Here is a 14,389-nt window from a genome sequence, read left to right on the forward strand (position 1 = left end):
GGAGTGGCGCGGTGGGCGGGGTCAGCGGACAGGGCGGGCGATTCCCTCGTGCAGCGCGAGCATCCGCCGGGCCTTCAGGACGAAGGGCGGCGCGAGCACCCGGTCCTTGCTGACGGCGAAGCCCGCTTCGTTGGCCTCGTAGTCCTTGATGGTCTGGCGGTAGTCGTCCAGCTCCTGCGGGGTGACGCTGAAGGTGTCCACGATCGCGTCGACCTGCTTGGGGTGGATGGCGGCCTTGCCGGTGAAGCCGCACCGCCGGGCGGCCTCGCACTGCTCGCGGACCACGTCCATGTCCCACAGCTCGAAGGAGTTGGTGTCGATGGCGGGCAGGCCGTAACGGGAGGCCGCCACGCACAACTGGCTGCGCGCACGGGCCAGGTACGGCTCGTCGGGCGCCCACATCTCGGCGACCAGGTCGGCCTGGCCGAAGCAGAGCCCGTCGCTGGCGGCGGCGATGTCGAAGGCGTTCTCGACCGCGTCCACCGTCTCGATGAAGCTGCAGATCTCCGGCGGGTTCGCCAGCTTGGACAGCAGCGACCGGTAGATCGCCACGTCCCGGCCGGCCGCGACCTTGGGCACGAGCACCGTGCGGACGGGCAACCCGCCGACCTCGCCGCCGAGTTCGAGCAGCAGCTGGAGGTCGAGCAGACCGTCCGGGGTCTCGATGGTGTTGACGCGCATCGACACCCCCGACAGCCCCGTCCCGGAGAGGTCGACGCTGCGCAACTGATCGCGCGCCGCGGGCTTGTTGTGCTTGGGCACGGAGTCCTCGAGGTCGAGGACCAGCGCGATGGAGTGCCTGGGCACGTTCTTCAGCAGGTTGGCCGCGCGCGAGGCCGGGACGTAGAAGAGGCAGGGATCGACGTTCACGACCGGGCCTCCCGTCCGAAGAGCGCGTCCATCTTCTGCAGCGAGAACGTCTCGTAGCGGATCGGCTCGTACTTGCTGGGCCGGGTCCGGGTGAACTTCGGGAACGACTCGATGACGGCGTCGTCGTTGGCCAGCTTGAAGAACACGATCGACTGACGCGGACGTTCCACGAGCCGGACCCGGTGCGGGGTGGAGACGTACTCGTCGTTCGACCAACGGGCCATCAGGTCACCGATGTTGACGATGAACCAGTCGCGCTCGGGCACCTCCACGTCCAGCCAGTTGCCCGCCACGTCCCGCAGCTGGAGGCCCGGCCCGTCCTCGGTCAGCAGCGTGACCAGCGTGCCGTCGGTGTGCTCGCCCATCCCCTGGTCGTTGAGGAACTCCTCGCGCACGCCTGGGTAGAACTGCGAGCGCAGCGAGTCGTTGGAGCGGTCGGTGCGGGTGGCGAAGAAGTCGCGCGGCAGCTCCAGGGCGACCGTCAGCAGCTCGGTCACCCGCGCGGCCACGCCCTCGCACGCGGCGAAGTACGCCTTCAGCGCGGCCCGCAGCGCGGCACCGTCCTCGTCGCCGGGGAAGGGGAGTTCCTCGGCGTCGTCCAGCACGAGGCGGCCGACGCTGAACTTCTCGACGTAGTCGGACGGCATGCCCTGCTTGCCGGTGTAGGCGAAGGCGTTCTCCGACAGCAGCGCGCTGTAGCCGTAGGGGCTGTAGTCGTTGTCGCCGCGGGCCGTGCTGGTGCGCATGGGCAGCGCGTTCTTCTCGGCGGCCGGCCGGCGGAAGAAGTCGAGGGAGAGGTCGTAGGCGTCGTCGAAGATCTTCCGGTCGACGCCGTGGCCGCGGACGACGAAGAAGCCGACCTCGGTGCAGGCGCGGGAGATCTCGTCCGCGACCTTCTCCTCACCTCCGTCCCTGGCCTCTTCGAGGTTGATCACAGGAAGTGCGTTCATGGTGCCTCTCCTGTCTCAGAGCTGCGGATCGGCAGCCGGGGTGTGCGGGTCGCGCACGGTGGCGAGGACGGTGCGGTCGAACTCGATGACCTGGACGCCGTCCTGGTTGCGCCCGATGGTGTGGACGGTGACGATGCCCTCGCCCGGCCGGGAGGCGGACAGGCGCTTGGAGACGATCTCGGTCTCGGCGTACAGGGTGTCCCCGACGAACACGGGGGCCTGGAGCCGGACGCTGTCCCAGCCGAGGTTGGCGACGGCCTTCTGGCTGATGGTCTTGACCGTCATGCCGTTGACGATGCCGAAGGTCACCAGGCTGGAGACCAGCAGCCGCTTGAACGGGGTACCGGACGCGTAGACCTCGTCGATGTGCAGCGGGTGCTGGTTGAGGCAGAGCAGCGAGCTCCAGATGTTGTCCGTCGCGGTGATCGTGCGGCCGGGACGGTGCTCGAAGACATGGCCGACGACGTAGTCCTCGTACCGGAGGCCCTCGTCCTCGCGGAACCGTCCGGGCTCCACCTCGCGGTACGTCGACCAGGTGGGCTCGCTCATCGGGCCTCCCCCCTCGGTGCGGCCAGGTGCGGTACGGGGCTTGTCGCGTCCGTGCCGTTGCCGCTGCGCTGGAGCGCGGACAGCACCGCGTGCACGGCCGCCGCCGGGGCGCTCGCCCCGAGGCCCGCGCCCCACACCGGGCGGCCCTCGACGAGGAGCCGGGCGTAGCAGACGCGCGCGGCGCCGGTCGCGGAGCCGGCCTCGGCCTCGGTCAACTCGCCCAGCACGGCGTCGACTCCGTGCTCGCGGACCGCGGTGAGGAGCGCGGCGACCCGGTCGTCCCCGCCGTCGCTGTCGTCGGCGAGCTTGGCGAAGTGCGTGTCGTCGCCGGGGTCGCAGTACTCGGAGCGGAAGGCGGCCCAGATCGCCCCCGGCGCCGCCTCGACGCCCGTCACGTCGGTGACCCGCTGGATCACCCGGGCGAACTCGGCGCGCAGCTCGACGGGCAGGTCGAGCCCCCACCGGCTGCGCAGGACGTGGGCGATCCCGCCCTTCCCCGACTGGCTGTTGACCCGGATGATCGCCTCGTAGCTCCGGCCGACGTCCTGGGGGTCGATCGGGAGGTAGGGCACGTCCCAGGCGAGGTCGGTGGTCGCGACACCGGCCGTGGCTGCCTGCTTGTCCAGATGGGCGAGGCCCTTGGCGATGGCGTCCTGGTGCGTGCCGGAGAAGGCGGTGAAGACGAGGTCGCCGGCGTAGGGGTGGCGCGGCGGCACCGGCATCTCGTTGCACTCCTCGACGACCCGGCGGACCGCGGGGAGATCGGAGAGGTCGAGCTGCGGGTCGATGCCCCGGCTGAACAGGTTGAGCGCCAGGGTGACCAGGCAGACGTTGCCGGTGCGTTCCCCGTTGCCGAAGAGGGTGCCCTCGACCCGGTCGGCGCCGGCGGCCAGCGCGAACTCGGCGGCGGCCACGGCGGTGCCCCGGTCGTTGTGCGGGTGGACGGAGAGGATGATGCCGTCGCGCCGGTCGAGACACCGGTGCATCCACTCGATCTGGTCGGCGAACACGCTCGGCGCGTGCATCTCCACGGTGCTCGGCAGGTTGAGCGTCAGCGGACGCTCCGGTCTCGCGTCGACGATCTCCGCGACCGTGTTGGCGATCTCCAGCGCGAACTCGGGCTCGGTGACGTTGAACGTCTCCGGCGAGTACTCGAACCGGACCTCCCCGTCGGCGCGTTCGGCCAGCCGCACCATGTGCCGGGCGTTGGTGCGGGCGAGGTCCATCACCTCGGACGGCGTCATGTGGAACACCACCTCGCGCCACAGGCACGCGGTGGCGTGGCAGAGGTGGACCATCGCGCGGTCCGCGCCCCGGATCGCCTCGAAGGTGCGGTCGATCAGCTCGGGGCGGGCGGCGGTGAAGACGGAGACCGTGACGTCGTCGGGTATGTGGCCGCCGGTGACGAGATGGCGTACGAAGGCGAACTCGGCCTCGCTGGCCGAGGGATAGCCGACCTCGATGTCCTTGACCCCGAGCCGCACCAGCAGGTCGAACATGGCCCGCTTGCGGCGTAGGTCCATCGGGTTGGCCAGGGCCTGGTTGCCGTCGCGCAGGTCCACGGAGCTCCACAGGGGCGCGTGGTCGAGGGGGCGGTCGAGCCAGGTACGGGTGCCGGGCTCCAGGAGGGCCGGCGCGCTGTCGCGCCGGTACCGGTGGACCGGCATGCCCGACGGTTGCTGAGTCTGCCACCAGGGCGGTCGGCCCGGCCTTTCGTCGGCAGACGATGCCTGATGCATGGATTCTCCCTCGGCGAACCTGTGTGCTACTCGCGAACAGCGCGTCTCGGGTGGACGGGACGAAGAACGGAGTTGCGGTCCGGAGGCGGTGGCCCCGGAGTCGGTACAAGAACAGGAGGGAGCCCCGGCACGCGGTGCGGGAGACGTTGCTCCGTCGCTTCTGCGGCGGGGGTTCCTGTCTGGAGATAGATCCAATTGCGTGGCAGGAAGCTATCGAGGGCGATTCGACCGTGTCAAGGCATTGCGAAGCGGCGTGACGGGCTCCGCAAAGGCCCTCGCCATGGGCCCGATCCCCACTCTGAACGGCGCTTATTGATGGATGCCTGCCTCCGGTGGTCTTGATGCCGCCGGGCCGGTGAATGACGAGATTGGCTGTATTCCGCCGGGTGCTGTCCGGCCTTGCTTGCCAGGTCCCGCAAGGCTTCCGGGCGGGCTCGGCCGGGTCGGCCGTACTCACCCGGGTGGCCGAATGTCCTCGGTTGCTCCCACCTGGACGTTTCGGCTACGGTCACGGCTCGTGATTGACGTGATGGGGTCGGTCGCCCTCGGGAATCACCGACTCCACCGAGCGTGGGGGATCCTGCTGAACCGGTTGTCGCGCCGTCCCGGTGTCGTGAAAGCGCCCCTGTCGCAGTTCTGTCCGGCGTTCCGGAATCCTGTGTTCGAACCGCGTGTACCTGGAGTCAGTCGTGCTTGAAAGGGTGGATCGCGTAAGCGCCGTCTTGCGTGAGAACGGAAGTTCCGTGGACATCGTCGAGCTGCCGGCCCCGGCGCCCACCGCGGCGGAGACGGCCGCACAGCTCGGATGCCCGGTGGGCGCGATCGCCAACAGCCTCGTCTTCTCGGTCAACGGCGAGCCCCTGCTGGTGATGACCAGCGGCGCGCATCGCGTGGACACCCGGCTGATCGCCCGGATCCTGGACGTGGGGCGCGGCAGGATCAAGCGCGCCGACCCCGCGTTCGTCTTCGAGGTCACGGGACAGGAGGTCGGCGGGGTCGCGCCCGTCGGACATCCCCGGCCCATTCGTACGCTGGTGGACGTCGCCCTCGGTGAATTCGAGCACGTGTGGGCCGGCGCCGGACTGCCGCACACGGTTTTCCGTACGACGTACACGGAACTGCTGAAACTGACCGGAGGGGAATCGGCCGTGGTCGCCGACGAGTGACCCACGGCATGACCGGACGCGCTTGATACCCGGCGTGTGAGATTCAGCGAGCACAAAGCCGGCCGAGACAACTCCATTCATCGCACTGGCCGTTCCGGCCGTTTCACGTGTGCCCCGTGCGAAGCCCGTTCGAAGTTCTTCGAAGTCCATCCGTAGTCCTGCCCTTATGCATGAGAGCGGTGGTTCTGGCATGCCCGAAGACATACGCCATGTCTTATTCGTCAATGCGAACGACACCTCACGTCACACCTCCAGCGCGAACACGTCGATCTATCCGAACCTGGGCCTCCTGACGCTGATGAGTGCCCTGAAGCCCAAGCTCGAAGGAACGAACCAGCGCCTGGGCTACTTCGACGGCACCGTGCACAGCAACGCCGCCCTCGAGGAGTTCATCGACCTCCACGCCCACCGGATATCGGCGCTCTGCTTCAGCGTCCTGACCGCCAACTACGGCGCGTCCATCGCCCTGGCCAAGCGCGCCAAGGCCATCAACCCGGACATCCAGGTCGTCCTCGGCAACGACCATTTCTCCGCCCTCTACGACCGGGTGATGGCCAATCAGCCCGTCGTCGACTTCGGTTTCTATGGCAACGATGTCGTAGAGGGCTTCGCCGATTTCGTCTCCGACCGGCTCACCGGCACCCTGCGCCCGGCCATGGACTACGCCGGACTCGTCTACCGGGACAGCACCGGAACGGTCCACCGCAACCCGGAGAATCCCGCCGAATACCACCGGCTGCCCCTCGTCGACTACGGCCTCGTCGACACTCTGATGCCGCACGAGAAGCACTATCTCGACGGCCAGCAGCAGGTGTACTTCTTCATGCGGGACCGCGAACTGCGCAGCCAGGTCGTCGACATCGGCCGCGGCTGTGTGAAGTTCGCCGGCGAGCGCCTGGAGGGCGTCCCCCTGAACGCCTGCGACTTCTGCGGCATCATCCCCGGCGTCCGCGAGATCATCGCGCCCGAGGCCGAACGCGCCTGGCGGATCCTGGAGAACGTCTGGCGCCAGGGCTTCAACTACTTCTACATCACCGCCGACGAACTCCCGCTCACCCTCTGGCGGATGCTCCGCGCCATGGCGGCGAACCCTCCCGCCTGGTACCTCGGCATACCGCCGGCGGAGCGCCCGAAGATGTTCGGCTACGCCCGCGCGGAGGCCTTCGCCACCGGCGCCAAGCGCATCGACATCCTGGTCAACCAGCTCGGCGTCGACCACTTCTTCATCGGCTTCGACGGCCTCTCCGACGTCTCGCTGCGCGTCATGAACAAGCAGCCGATCGGCGGACGCGGACGCAACCACGCACCCATGGACCACAACCTCCGTGCCCTGGAAGGGGTCATCGACCGCGGCGGCATGATCACCGCGGGGCTCGTGGTGACGCACCTCGGGATCACCCCCGACATCATGGCGCAGAACCACGCGGCGCTCACCCGCATCGTGGAGGACCACCCCACCACGTTCGCCGCCCTCGACTTCGGCCCGCTGTGCCCCATCCCGGGCTCCCAGTCGTACCGCTACCTCACCCACCCCGAGCACGCCGAGGCCCGCGCCGCAGAGTTCGGCCTGGAGGTCGACCGCGCCTATCTGGAGTCCCGCCGCGACTTCTACCGCACCGCCGACGAGCTCGACATGGACGAGATGATCCACGACTTCGTCAACGGCTGCTGCCCGCACGTCACTTCGGGACTGGTCGACGAGTACGTCGAGAAGATGGGCGCCCTCGCCACCAAGCACGGCATCGTGATCGGCGGCGGGGTCTGACATGCGGGACGAGCGAGCGGGCGCCCCGGTGGCCGACGAACAGGCCGACGGCGCACGGCACATGAGACGGGTGGTGACCCTCGGACAGCTGATCCTGCTGAGCATCGGCGGGCAGATCGGCTCCGCATGGCTCTTCGCCGTGCTGTCCGCGGTGGGCATCGCGGGCCCGGCGGCCATCGTGTCCTGGCTGATAGCCGGGGCGGTCTTCATGGTGATCGCCCTGGCCTGGATCGAACTCGGCGCCATGCTCCCCATGACGGGAACCGTGGTGCGCTACCCCTACCTCACCCACGGCGCCTTCACCGGCTGGATCGTCGGCTGGGCCGCCTGGCTGTTCGCCCTCTCCATCCCCGCGGTGGAGGCCGTGGCGGTCATGACCTACCTCGGCAGCCGCTTCCCGAAGTGGGACCTCGTCGAGCAGGCCTCCGGCACCACCATGCTGACCTGGCCCACCGGGATCGTCGCGGCCATCGGCCTCATGGTGCTCTTCTACGTCGTCAACATCGTCGGCATCCGCACCTTCAGCCGGGCCACCAACTGGGTCACCGTCTGGAAGATCGTCATCCCCGTCGCGACCTTCCTGCTCCTGTTCACCGTGCTGCGGGGGGACAACTTCGGCGCGGGCGGCGGCTTCCTGTCCATGGGCGGGGCGAGCACCGTGCACGCCATCTCCGCCACCGGCATCGCCTTCGCCTTCGTCGGCTTCCGCCAAGTCCTCGACTTCGGCGGCGAGATGAAGAACCCCCAGCGCGACGCCAAGATCGCCATCATCGTGGCCATCGCCGTCCCGACCGTGCTCTACACCCTGTTGCAGATCGCGTTCATCGGAGCCATCGACTGGCAGGACGCCGGCGTACGCCCCGGTGACTGGGCCGGCCTCAACAACAGCGTGTGGGCGTCCGGCCCGTTCTTCCACGCCCTCGACGCGGTGGGCACCGCGGGCTTCGCCGCCTTCGGCACCGTCCTGCTCATCGACGCCGTCCTCTCGCCCGCCGGAGCGGGCTGGATCTACCTCGGCAACGCCGCCCGCGTCAGCCAGGCCCTCGCCATCCACGGCGCGGCGCCCTCGGTGTTCCGCCGGCTGTCCGCGCGGGGCGTCCCGGCCGCCACCACCTTCGTCTGCTTCGCCGTGGGCTGCCTGTTCTTCATCCCCGCGCCGAGCTGGTACCAGCTGGTGTCGTTCATCTCCGCGGCCGGCGTCCTCACCTTCCTCGTGGGCAGCGTCAGCCTCTCCTCGCTGCGCCGGACGGCCCCGGACCTGCCGCGCCCCTTCCGGCTGCGCGGCGCGGCCCTGTGGTCCCCGGCCAGCTTCGTGGCCAGCGTGCTCGTCATCTACTGGTCCGGCTTCACCACGCTGGTGACGCTGCTGGTGACCGTCTTCGCCGGGCTCCCGGTGTTCGCCGTCCACACCGCGGTGCAGCGCGGCTGGATCGCCTCGAAGACGGCCGTACCACTGAGCGTCGCGTTCCTCGGCGCATGGATCTACGTCAACACCGCGAGCGGCTGGTTCCTCTCCTCCCACGGCGCCCCGCACACCGGCTGGAGCTTCGCCCGGTACGGCAGCGCGCTGACCGGCTGCGTCCTGCTCTACCTCGCGGCCCTGTGGGCCGCCGCCGACCGCACCATGCGCCGGCACGTCCAGTGCTCGCTCTGGCTGATCGCCCTGCTGTTGCTGCTGCTTCCGCTGTCCTACTTCGGGGAGTACGGACCGGGCACCCACCACGCCCTGCCGTTCCCGGCCGACCACGTCGTCGTCGCCGCGCTCTCCCTGCTCGTCCACCGCTGGGCCGTCGCCAGCGGATTCCGCACCGATGACCTGGACCAAGTGCTCTCGGAGACACCCGCCCCGCACACGGCCCCGGCCGAGGCGACCCCCACCTCCTCCACATCCTGACCACAGGGGAACCGAAGTGACCGTGCACGCCGTTGACCACATCGAGTTCTACGTCGGGGACGCCGTACAGGCATCCCACTACTACCGCACGACCTATGGCTTCCGCCTCGTGGGCGAGGCCGGACCGGCCACCGGATTAGCCGGTGCCCGCTCCCTGCTGCTCGCCCACGGCGACGTACGTCTGGTCCTGACCTCCGCGCTCCACGAAGACCACCCGGCCTCCCGCTTCGTACGCCGCCACGGCGACGGGGTGCGCGACGTCGCCCTGCGCTCGACCGACGCCGCCGGCGACTTCGCCCGGGCGCTGGCCGCGGGCGCCGAAGCCGTCGCCGAGCCCCAGGTGTTCGAGGACGCGGACGGCCGGGTCACCACCGCCACCGTCGCCGTCACCAACGACCTCGTGCACACCCTCGTCCAGCGCGAGGACCCGGCGGGACCCTTCCTGCCGGGCCGCTTTCTGCCTCTCGCCGACGAGACCGAAGCCACACCGGCCCTGTTCCGCTCCGTCGACCACTTCGCGCTGTGCCTGCGTCCCGGCTCCCTCGCCACCCTGGTCGGCTTCTACGAGCGGGCCCTCGGACTGCGGCACACCTACGACGAGTACATCGTCGTGGGCGGGCAGGCCATGGACTCCAAGGTCGTCCAGGACGCCACCCGCGGGGTCACCTTCACCATGGTCGAGCCCGACCCGCGCAACGAGGGCGGGCAGTTGCAGGACTTCCTCGACGGCTTCGACGGCCCCGGCGTGCAGCACGTCGCCTTCGGCACCGACGACATCGTGCGCACCGCCCGCGAACTGGGCGACCGGGGCGTGGAGTTGCTGTCCACCCCGGCCGGCTACTACGCCTCCCTCGCCGAGCGCGGCATCCACGTCGACATCGACACCGGCGTGCTCCGGGAACTGGGGCTGCTCGTGGACCGCGACGAGTGGGGCCACCTCGTGCAGGTCTTCACCCGCTCCCCGTACGCCCGGCGCACCGTCTTCTTCGAGCTGATCCAGCGCATCGACGCCCGCACCTTCGGCAGCGGCAACATCAAGGCCCTGTACGAGGCAGTGGAACGGGAGCGCTCGACCGCCTCAGCCGCCGTGCCGGTCGGCGCCCCGGGCGCCCGGTGAGCACCCCGATCGCGGACCGGCGCGGACCCGGCCCCACCGCGCCGCTCTCCCCGCACGACTACGAGGCGGCGGCCCGCGACCGGCTCCAGAAGCCAGTGTGGGACTACATCGCGGGCGGCAGCGGCGACGAGACGACCCTGCGCGCGGACCGGGCGGCGTACGGCCGCTACGCGCTGCGCCCCCGGGTCCTCGTCGACGTCGACCGCTGCGACACCGCCACCACCCTGCTGGGCAGCCCCGTCGCCCTCCCGGTCGCGGTGGCGCCCATGGCGTACCACCGCCTGGTCCACCCCGACGGCGAACTCGCCACGGTGCGGGCGGCGGGGGAGACCGGGGCGCTGACGGTCACCAGCACCTTCGCCAGCACCACCCTCGAGGACACCGCCGCCGCGGCGACCGGCCCGCTCTGGCTCCAGCTGTACGTCCTGCGCCGGCGCGAGGTCACCGAGGCCCTGGTCCGCCGCGCCGAGGCGGCCGGCTACCGCGCCCTGGTGGTCACCGTGGACACCCCGCGCATGGCGCGCCGGGAACGGGATCTGCGCAACGGCTTCGGCCTGCCGCCGCACATCGTCCCCAGCAACCTCGACGGCGCCCGCGCCCAGGGCCTGCACAACGGCCAGGAGGGCGTGTCGCTGCTCGCCCGGCACGCCGCCGCGCACCACGACGCCTCCTTCACCTGGCAGGACCTCGCCTGGCTGCGCTCGCTCACCCGTCTGCCCCTGGTCCTCAAGGGCGTCCTCACCGCCGAGGACGCCCGCCGGGCCGCCGACCACGGCGTGGAGGGGCTGATCGTCTCCACCCACGGCGGCCGCCAACTCGACGGAGTCGTCCCGGCGTTGGAGGCGCTGCCCGAGGTCGTCGCCGCCGTCCCGGAGCACTGCGAGGTGCTGGTGGACGGCGGTGTACGACGCGGCACCGACGTCCTCAAGGCCCTCGCCCTCGGCGCCCGCGCGGTCCTCGTCGGCCGCCCGGTCCTGTGGGGCCTCGCCGTGGACGGGGCCCCCGGCGCCGCCCGCGTGCTGTCGCTGCTGCACGACGAGCTGGAGGAGGCCATGGCCCTGTCCGGCCGCCCCCGCCTCGACCTCATCGACCGGGACCTGCTCCGCCCGCACCCGACCTTTGTTCCCCCCACAGACAGGGACACGACCCCCCGATGAACGCTTCACGCTTCGCCCTCACCGACACCGAGCAGGCCCTCCTGCCGTCCGACGACGACGTCCGCTTCTACCAGGAGCACGGCTGGTACCTGTCGCAGAAGCTCCTCACCGACGAGGAGGTCGACACACTGGTCGCCGCCAGCGACCGCTTCTACGCCGGCCACCGCGACCGCACCCTGCCCGTCCGCCCGCCGCGCCTGGCCTACTGGGAGCCGTCCCAGGGCGAGGTGCACCGGCACAACGACTACATCTTCTACGAGGACGACACCATCCGGTCCATCCTCGCCAAGCCGCTGATCGCCGCGGTCGCCGCACGCATCGCGCGGACCGACCAGATACGGCTGTGGAACAGCACCCTCATCCACAAGCCGCCGCGCACCGACGACGCCCGCAACATCGTGCCCTGGCACTTCGACCGGCACTACTGGCAGACCTGCACCTCCGACCAGATGCTGACGGCCTTCATCCCCTTCCACGACTGCGACGAGCAGATGGGGACCATCACCATGGTCGACGGCAGCCACACCTGGAAGGAGACCGGCGGCGACGACTCCACCACCCGCCACTTCGCCGACCGCGACCGCGGCGAACTCGACCAGATGCTGGAGGAGAACGCCGCGTTCAACGGCGCGACCGTGCGCAAGGTGCCGGTCGAGATCCCCAAGGGCCACATCAGCTTCCACCACTGCCGCACCTACCACGGCAGCGGCCACAACCGCAGCGACCGCCCGCGCCGCGCCATCTCCCTGCATCTGCAGGACCGCACCAACCAGTGGCGGCCGTTCACCCTGGCCGGCGGCGACCTGCTCGTCTACAACAACGACACGCTCGTCCGCAAGGACGCCCAGGGCCGCCCCGACTACACCGACCCCGACTTCACCCCCGTGCTGTGGGAGGACCAGGGATGAGCGGTGATACGAGCCCCTTCGCCCTCGACCTCGCCGAGCTGCACGGTTCCCTCGGCGACCCCCTCATGGAGGTCATGAACTTCCTCAACGAGGTCACCTCCCGCCACCCCGGGGCGATCTCCTTCGGGCCGGGACGCCCGCATGAGGGGCAGTTCGAGGTCGAGCGCATCGGCGCGTACCTGGATGCCTACACCCGATACCTCACCGAGGAGGCCGGCCACACCCCGGACGAGGTCCGCACGCTGCTCTTCCAGTACGGGCGCACCAACGGCCAGATCCACGAGCTGGTGGCCCGCACGCTGCGCAACGACGAGGACATCCGGGCCGACCCGGAGTCCGTCGTCGTCACCGTGGGCTGCCAGGAGGGCATGTTCATCACGCTGCGCGCGCTGTTCGCCGAGCCCACTGACGTGCTGCTGGTGCCCTCGCCCTGCTACATCGGCATCACCGGCGCGGCCCGGCTCCTCGACATCGAGACCGTCCCCGTCCCCGAGGGCGAGGACGGCGTCGACCCCGTGGCACTGCGCGAGACCGTCGCCGCGCTGCGGGCGGCGGGCAAGCGGCCACGCGCCCTGTACGCCATCCCCGACTTCGCCAACCCCACCGGCACCCGCATGTCGGTCCCGGCCCGCCGCCGGCTCCTGGAGTTCGCCGACGAGGCCGACCTGCTCCTGCTGGAGGACAACCCGTACAGCTTCTTCACCCGGGCCGACGCGCGCGTGCCCACCCTCAAGGCGCTCGACACCCGGCGCCGGGTGGTCTACCTCGGCTCGTTCGCCAAGACCTGCTTCCCCGGCGCCCGCGTCGGCTACGTGGTGGCCGACCAGGAAGTACGGCTGCCCGGAGGCGAACGCACCCTGCTCGCCGATCAGTTGTCCAAGGTCAAGAGCATGGTCACGGTCAACACCTCGGCGCTCAGCCAGGCGGCGATCGGCGGCATGCTTCTCACCCACGGCTGCCGGCTGCGCGAGGTCAACAAGGCCGCCGCCGACCACTACGGGCAGAACCTGTCGGTCCTCCTCGACTCCTTCGAACGGCTGCTGCCGCCGAGCCGGCGCGAGGCGGCCGGCATCTCCTGGAACGTGCCCGAGGGCGGGTTCTTCCTCACCCTGACCCTCCCGGTCCCCGCGGACAACGAGCTGCTGGAAACCTCGGCCCGTGACCACGGAGTGATCTGGACGCCCATGACCTACTTCTATCCGGACGGCGGCGGACTGCACCAGATGCGGCTCTCGCTCAGCTATCTGACCCCCGGCGAAGTCGCCGAGGGCGCCGAGCGGTTGACGGAACTTCTTCAGCGGAGCTGCTTGTGAACGCCGCGCTCTACGCGCTCACCGTGGTGATCTGGGGCTCGACGTGGCTGGCCATCAAGGGCCAGCTCGGCGAGGTCCACCCCACGGCCTCGGTGGCCTACCGGTTCGCCCTGGCCGCCGCCGTACTCCTCGCCTGGGCCCTGGTGCGCGGGCTCCCGCTGCGCTACCCGGCGCGGGTGCACGGGCAGTTCGCCCTCATGGGCGCTCTGATGTTCTCCACCAACTTCGTGTGCTTCTACTTCGCCGAACAGCACCTCACCACGGGCCTGGTGTCGATCATCTTCGCCATGTCGCTGCTGGTGAACATGGCGTTCGCCCGGCTGTTCTTCCGCCGCACCATCGCCCGGCGGGTACTGGTGGGCGGCGCCGTCGGGCTGCTCGGCATCGGCACCGTGTTCTGGCCGGAGTTCGCGCACTTCAGCCTCTCCTCGGGCACCGGTCAGGGCATCCTGCTCTCCGTCTGCGGCACGCTGGTGTTCTGCCTCGGCAACGTGGTCTCCGGCAAGGTGCAGGCGGCGGGCGTCCCGGTGATCCAGAGCACCGGGTACTCCATGGCGTACGGGGCACTGCTCACGGCGCCGTTCGCGCTGGCCCTCGGCGACGGAGCGGCCTTCGAGACGACGCTGACGTACACGGGCTCGCTGCTCTACCTGGCGCTCTTCGGCTCCGTGATCGGCTTCGGGGCGTACCTGAGTCTGCTAGGCCGGATCGGCGGCGAGCGGGCCGCGTACGCCACCGTGCTCTTCCCGGTGGTGGCCCTGGCCCTGTCCACGGTCTTCGAGGACTTCCACTGGACCGCCCGCGACGGCGCCGGCGTCCTTCTGATCCTGATCGGCAACGCGGTCGTCCTGACCAACCCGGCACTGCTCGCCCGTCTCACCGGGGCGCGCGCCGAGGAGCCGGACGACCGGGCGGCGGACGCGGACAGCGTCGTCCGCAACTCCGCGAGCGACTAAGACCT

General features: G+C 70.2%; 12 protein-coding genes. 8 read left to right on the forward strand and 4 right to left on the reverse strand.

Annotation, left to right across the window (positions count from 1 at the left end; genetic code table 11):
- Positions 1–21: 21 nt before the first annotated feature.
- The 4 genes from QFZ74_RS25655 to QFZ74_RS25670 are packed head-to-tail and all read right to left on the reverse strand — an operon-like array spanning position 22 to position 4,036.
- Positions 22–870 carry a CoA ester lyase gene (locus tag QFZ74_RS25655; RefSeq protein WP_307623194.1) on the reverse strand — a complete coding sequence of 283 codons (849 nt, stop codon included), beginning with the start codon at positions 868–870 and terminating at the stop codon, positions 22–24.
- Complete coding sequence (locus tag QFZ74_RS25660) at positions 867–1,820, reverse strand: isopenicillin N synthase family oxygenase (protein WP_307623195.1); 954 nt, start codon at positions 1,818–1,820, stop codon at positions 867–869. The genes QFZ74_RS25655 and QFZ74_RS25660 overlap by 4 nt, the downstream gene beginning before the upstream one ends.
- Before the next feature lie 15 nt (positions 1,821–1,835).
- On the reverse strand, positions 1,836–2,369 hold the full coding sequence (locus QFZ74_RS25665; RefSeq protein ID WP_307623196.1) for a MaoC family dehydratase: 534 nt from the start codon (positions 2,367–2,369) through the stop codon (positions 1,836–1,838).
- Positions 2,366–4,036 carry a 2-isopropylmalate synthase gene (locus tag QFZ74_RS25670; RefSeq protein WP_307623197.1) on the reverse strand — a complete coding sequence of 557 codons (1,671 nt, stop codon included), beginning with the start codon at positions 4,034–4,036 and terminating at the stop codon, positions 2,366–2,368. The genes QFZ74_RS25665 and QFZ74_RS25670 overlap by 4 nt, the downstream gene beginning before the upstream one ends.
- An 815-nt stretch (positions 4,037–4,851) precedes the next feature.
- On the opposite strand from QFZ74_RS25670, the gene QFZ74_RS25675 reads away from it, so the two are divergent.
- The 8 genes from QFZ74_RS25675 to QFZ74_RS25710 all read left to right on the forward strand — a co-directional run bounded on the left by QFZ74_RS25675 (position 4,852) and on the right by QFZ74_RS25710 (position 14,384).
- Positions 4,852–5,274, forward strand: coding sequence for a YbaK/EbsC family protein (locus QFZ74_RS25675; protein ID WP_307623198.1), 423 nt, complete (start codon positions 4,852–4,854; stop codon positions 5,272–5,274).
- A gap of 190 nt (positions 5,275–5,464) precedes the next feature.
- Complete coding sequence (locus QFZ74_RS25680; RefSeq protein WP_307623199.1) at positions 5,465–7,039, forward strand: radical SAM protein; 1,575 nt, start codon at positions 5,465–5,467, stop codon at positions 7,037–7,039.
- A 1-nt stretch (position 7,040) separates the two neighbouring features.
- On the forward strand, positions 7,041–8,933 hold the full coding sequence (locus tag QFZ74_RS25685) for an APC family permease (RefSeq protein WP_307623200.1): 1,893 nt from the start codon (positions 7,041–7,043) through the stop codon (positions 8,931–8,933).
- Between the two features lie 16 nt (positions 8,934–8,949).
- Positions 8,950–10,050 (forward strand): 4-hydroxyphenylpyruvate dioxygenase, encoded by a 1,101-nt coding sequence (gene hppD / locus QFZ74_RS25690; protein ID WP_307623201.1) that lies wholly within the window; start codon positions 8,950–8,952, stop codon positions 10,048–10,050.
- Positions 10,047–11,207 (forward strand): alpha-hydroxy acid oxidase, encoded by a 1,161-nt coding sequence (locus QFZ74_RS25695; protein WP_307623202.1) that lies wholly within the window; start codon positions 10,047–10,049, stop codon positions 11,205–11,207. The genes hppD and QFZ74_RS25695 overlap by 4 nt, the downstream gene beginning before the upstream one ends.
- Positions 11,204–12,115, forward strand: coding sequence for a phytanoyl-CoA dioxygenase family protein (locus QFZ74_RS25700; RefSeq protein WP_307623203.1), 912 nt, complete (start codon positions 11,204–11,206; stop codon positions 12,113–12,115). Before QFZ74_RS25695 ends, QFZ74_RS25700 begins: the two co-directional genes overlap by 4 nt.
- Positions 12,112–13,428: a PLP-dependent aminotransferase family protein gene (locus tag QFZ74_RS25705; RefSeq protein ID WP_307623204.1), complete on the forward strand. Its 1,317-nt coding sequence runs from the start codon at positions 12,112–12,114 to the stop codon at positions 13,426–13,428. The genes QFZ74_RS25700 and QFZ74_RS25705 overlap by 4 nt, the downstream gene beginning before the upstream one ends.
- Positions 13,425–14,384 carry a DMT family transporter gene (locus tag QFZ74_RS25710; protein ID WP_307623205.1) on the forward strand — a complete coding sequence of 320 codons (960 nt, stop codon included), beginning with the start codon at positions 13,425–13,427 and terminating at the stop codon, positions 14,382–14,384. The genes QFZ74_RS25705 and QFZ74_RS25710 overlap by 4 nt, the downstream gene beginning before the upstream one ends.
- The last annotated feature ends 5 nt before the right edge of the window (positions 14,385–14,389 follow it).

It is taken from the genome of Streptomyces sp. V3I7 (assembly GCF_030817495.1).
Taxonomy (GTDB): domain Bacteria; phylum Actinomycetota; class Actinomycetes; order Streptomycetales; family Streptomycetaceae; genus Streptomyces.

What these genes read in the sequence shown, in the direction of transcription:
- QFZ74_RS25665 (WP_307623196.1), bottom strand. Translation starts at nt 2,369, where the DNA reads ATGAGCGAGCCCACCTGGTCGACGTACCGCGAGGTGGAGCCCGGACGG.
- QFZ74_RS25685 (WP_307623200.1), top strand. Translation starts at nt 7,041, where the DNA reads ATGCGGGACGAGCGAGCGGGCGCCCCGGTGGCCGACGAACAGGCCGAC.
- QFZ74_RS25660 (WP_307623195.1), bottom strand. Translation starts at nt 1,820, where the DNA reads ATGAACGCACTTCCTGTGATCAACCTCGAAGAGGCCAGGGACGGAGGT.
- QFZ74_RS25705 (WP_307623204.1), top strand. Translation starts at nt 12,112, where the DNA reads ATGAGCGGTGATACGAGCCCCTTCGCCCTCGACCTCGCCGAGCTGCAC.
- QFZ74_RS25670 (WP_307623197.1), bottom strand. Translation starts at nt 4,036, where the DNA reads ATGCCGGTCCACCGGTACCGGCGCGACAGCGCGCCGGCCCTCCTGGAG.
- QFZ74_RS25700 (WP_307623203.1), top strand. Translation starts at nt 11,204, where the DNA reads ATGAACGCTTCACGCTTCGCCCTCACCGACACCGAGCAGGCCCTCCTG.
- QFZ74_RS25680 (WP_307623199.1), top strand. Translation starts at nt 5,465, where the DNA reads ATGCCCGAAGACATACGCCATGTCTTATTCGTCAATGCGAACGACACC.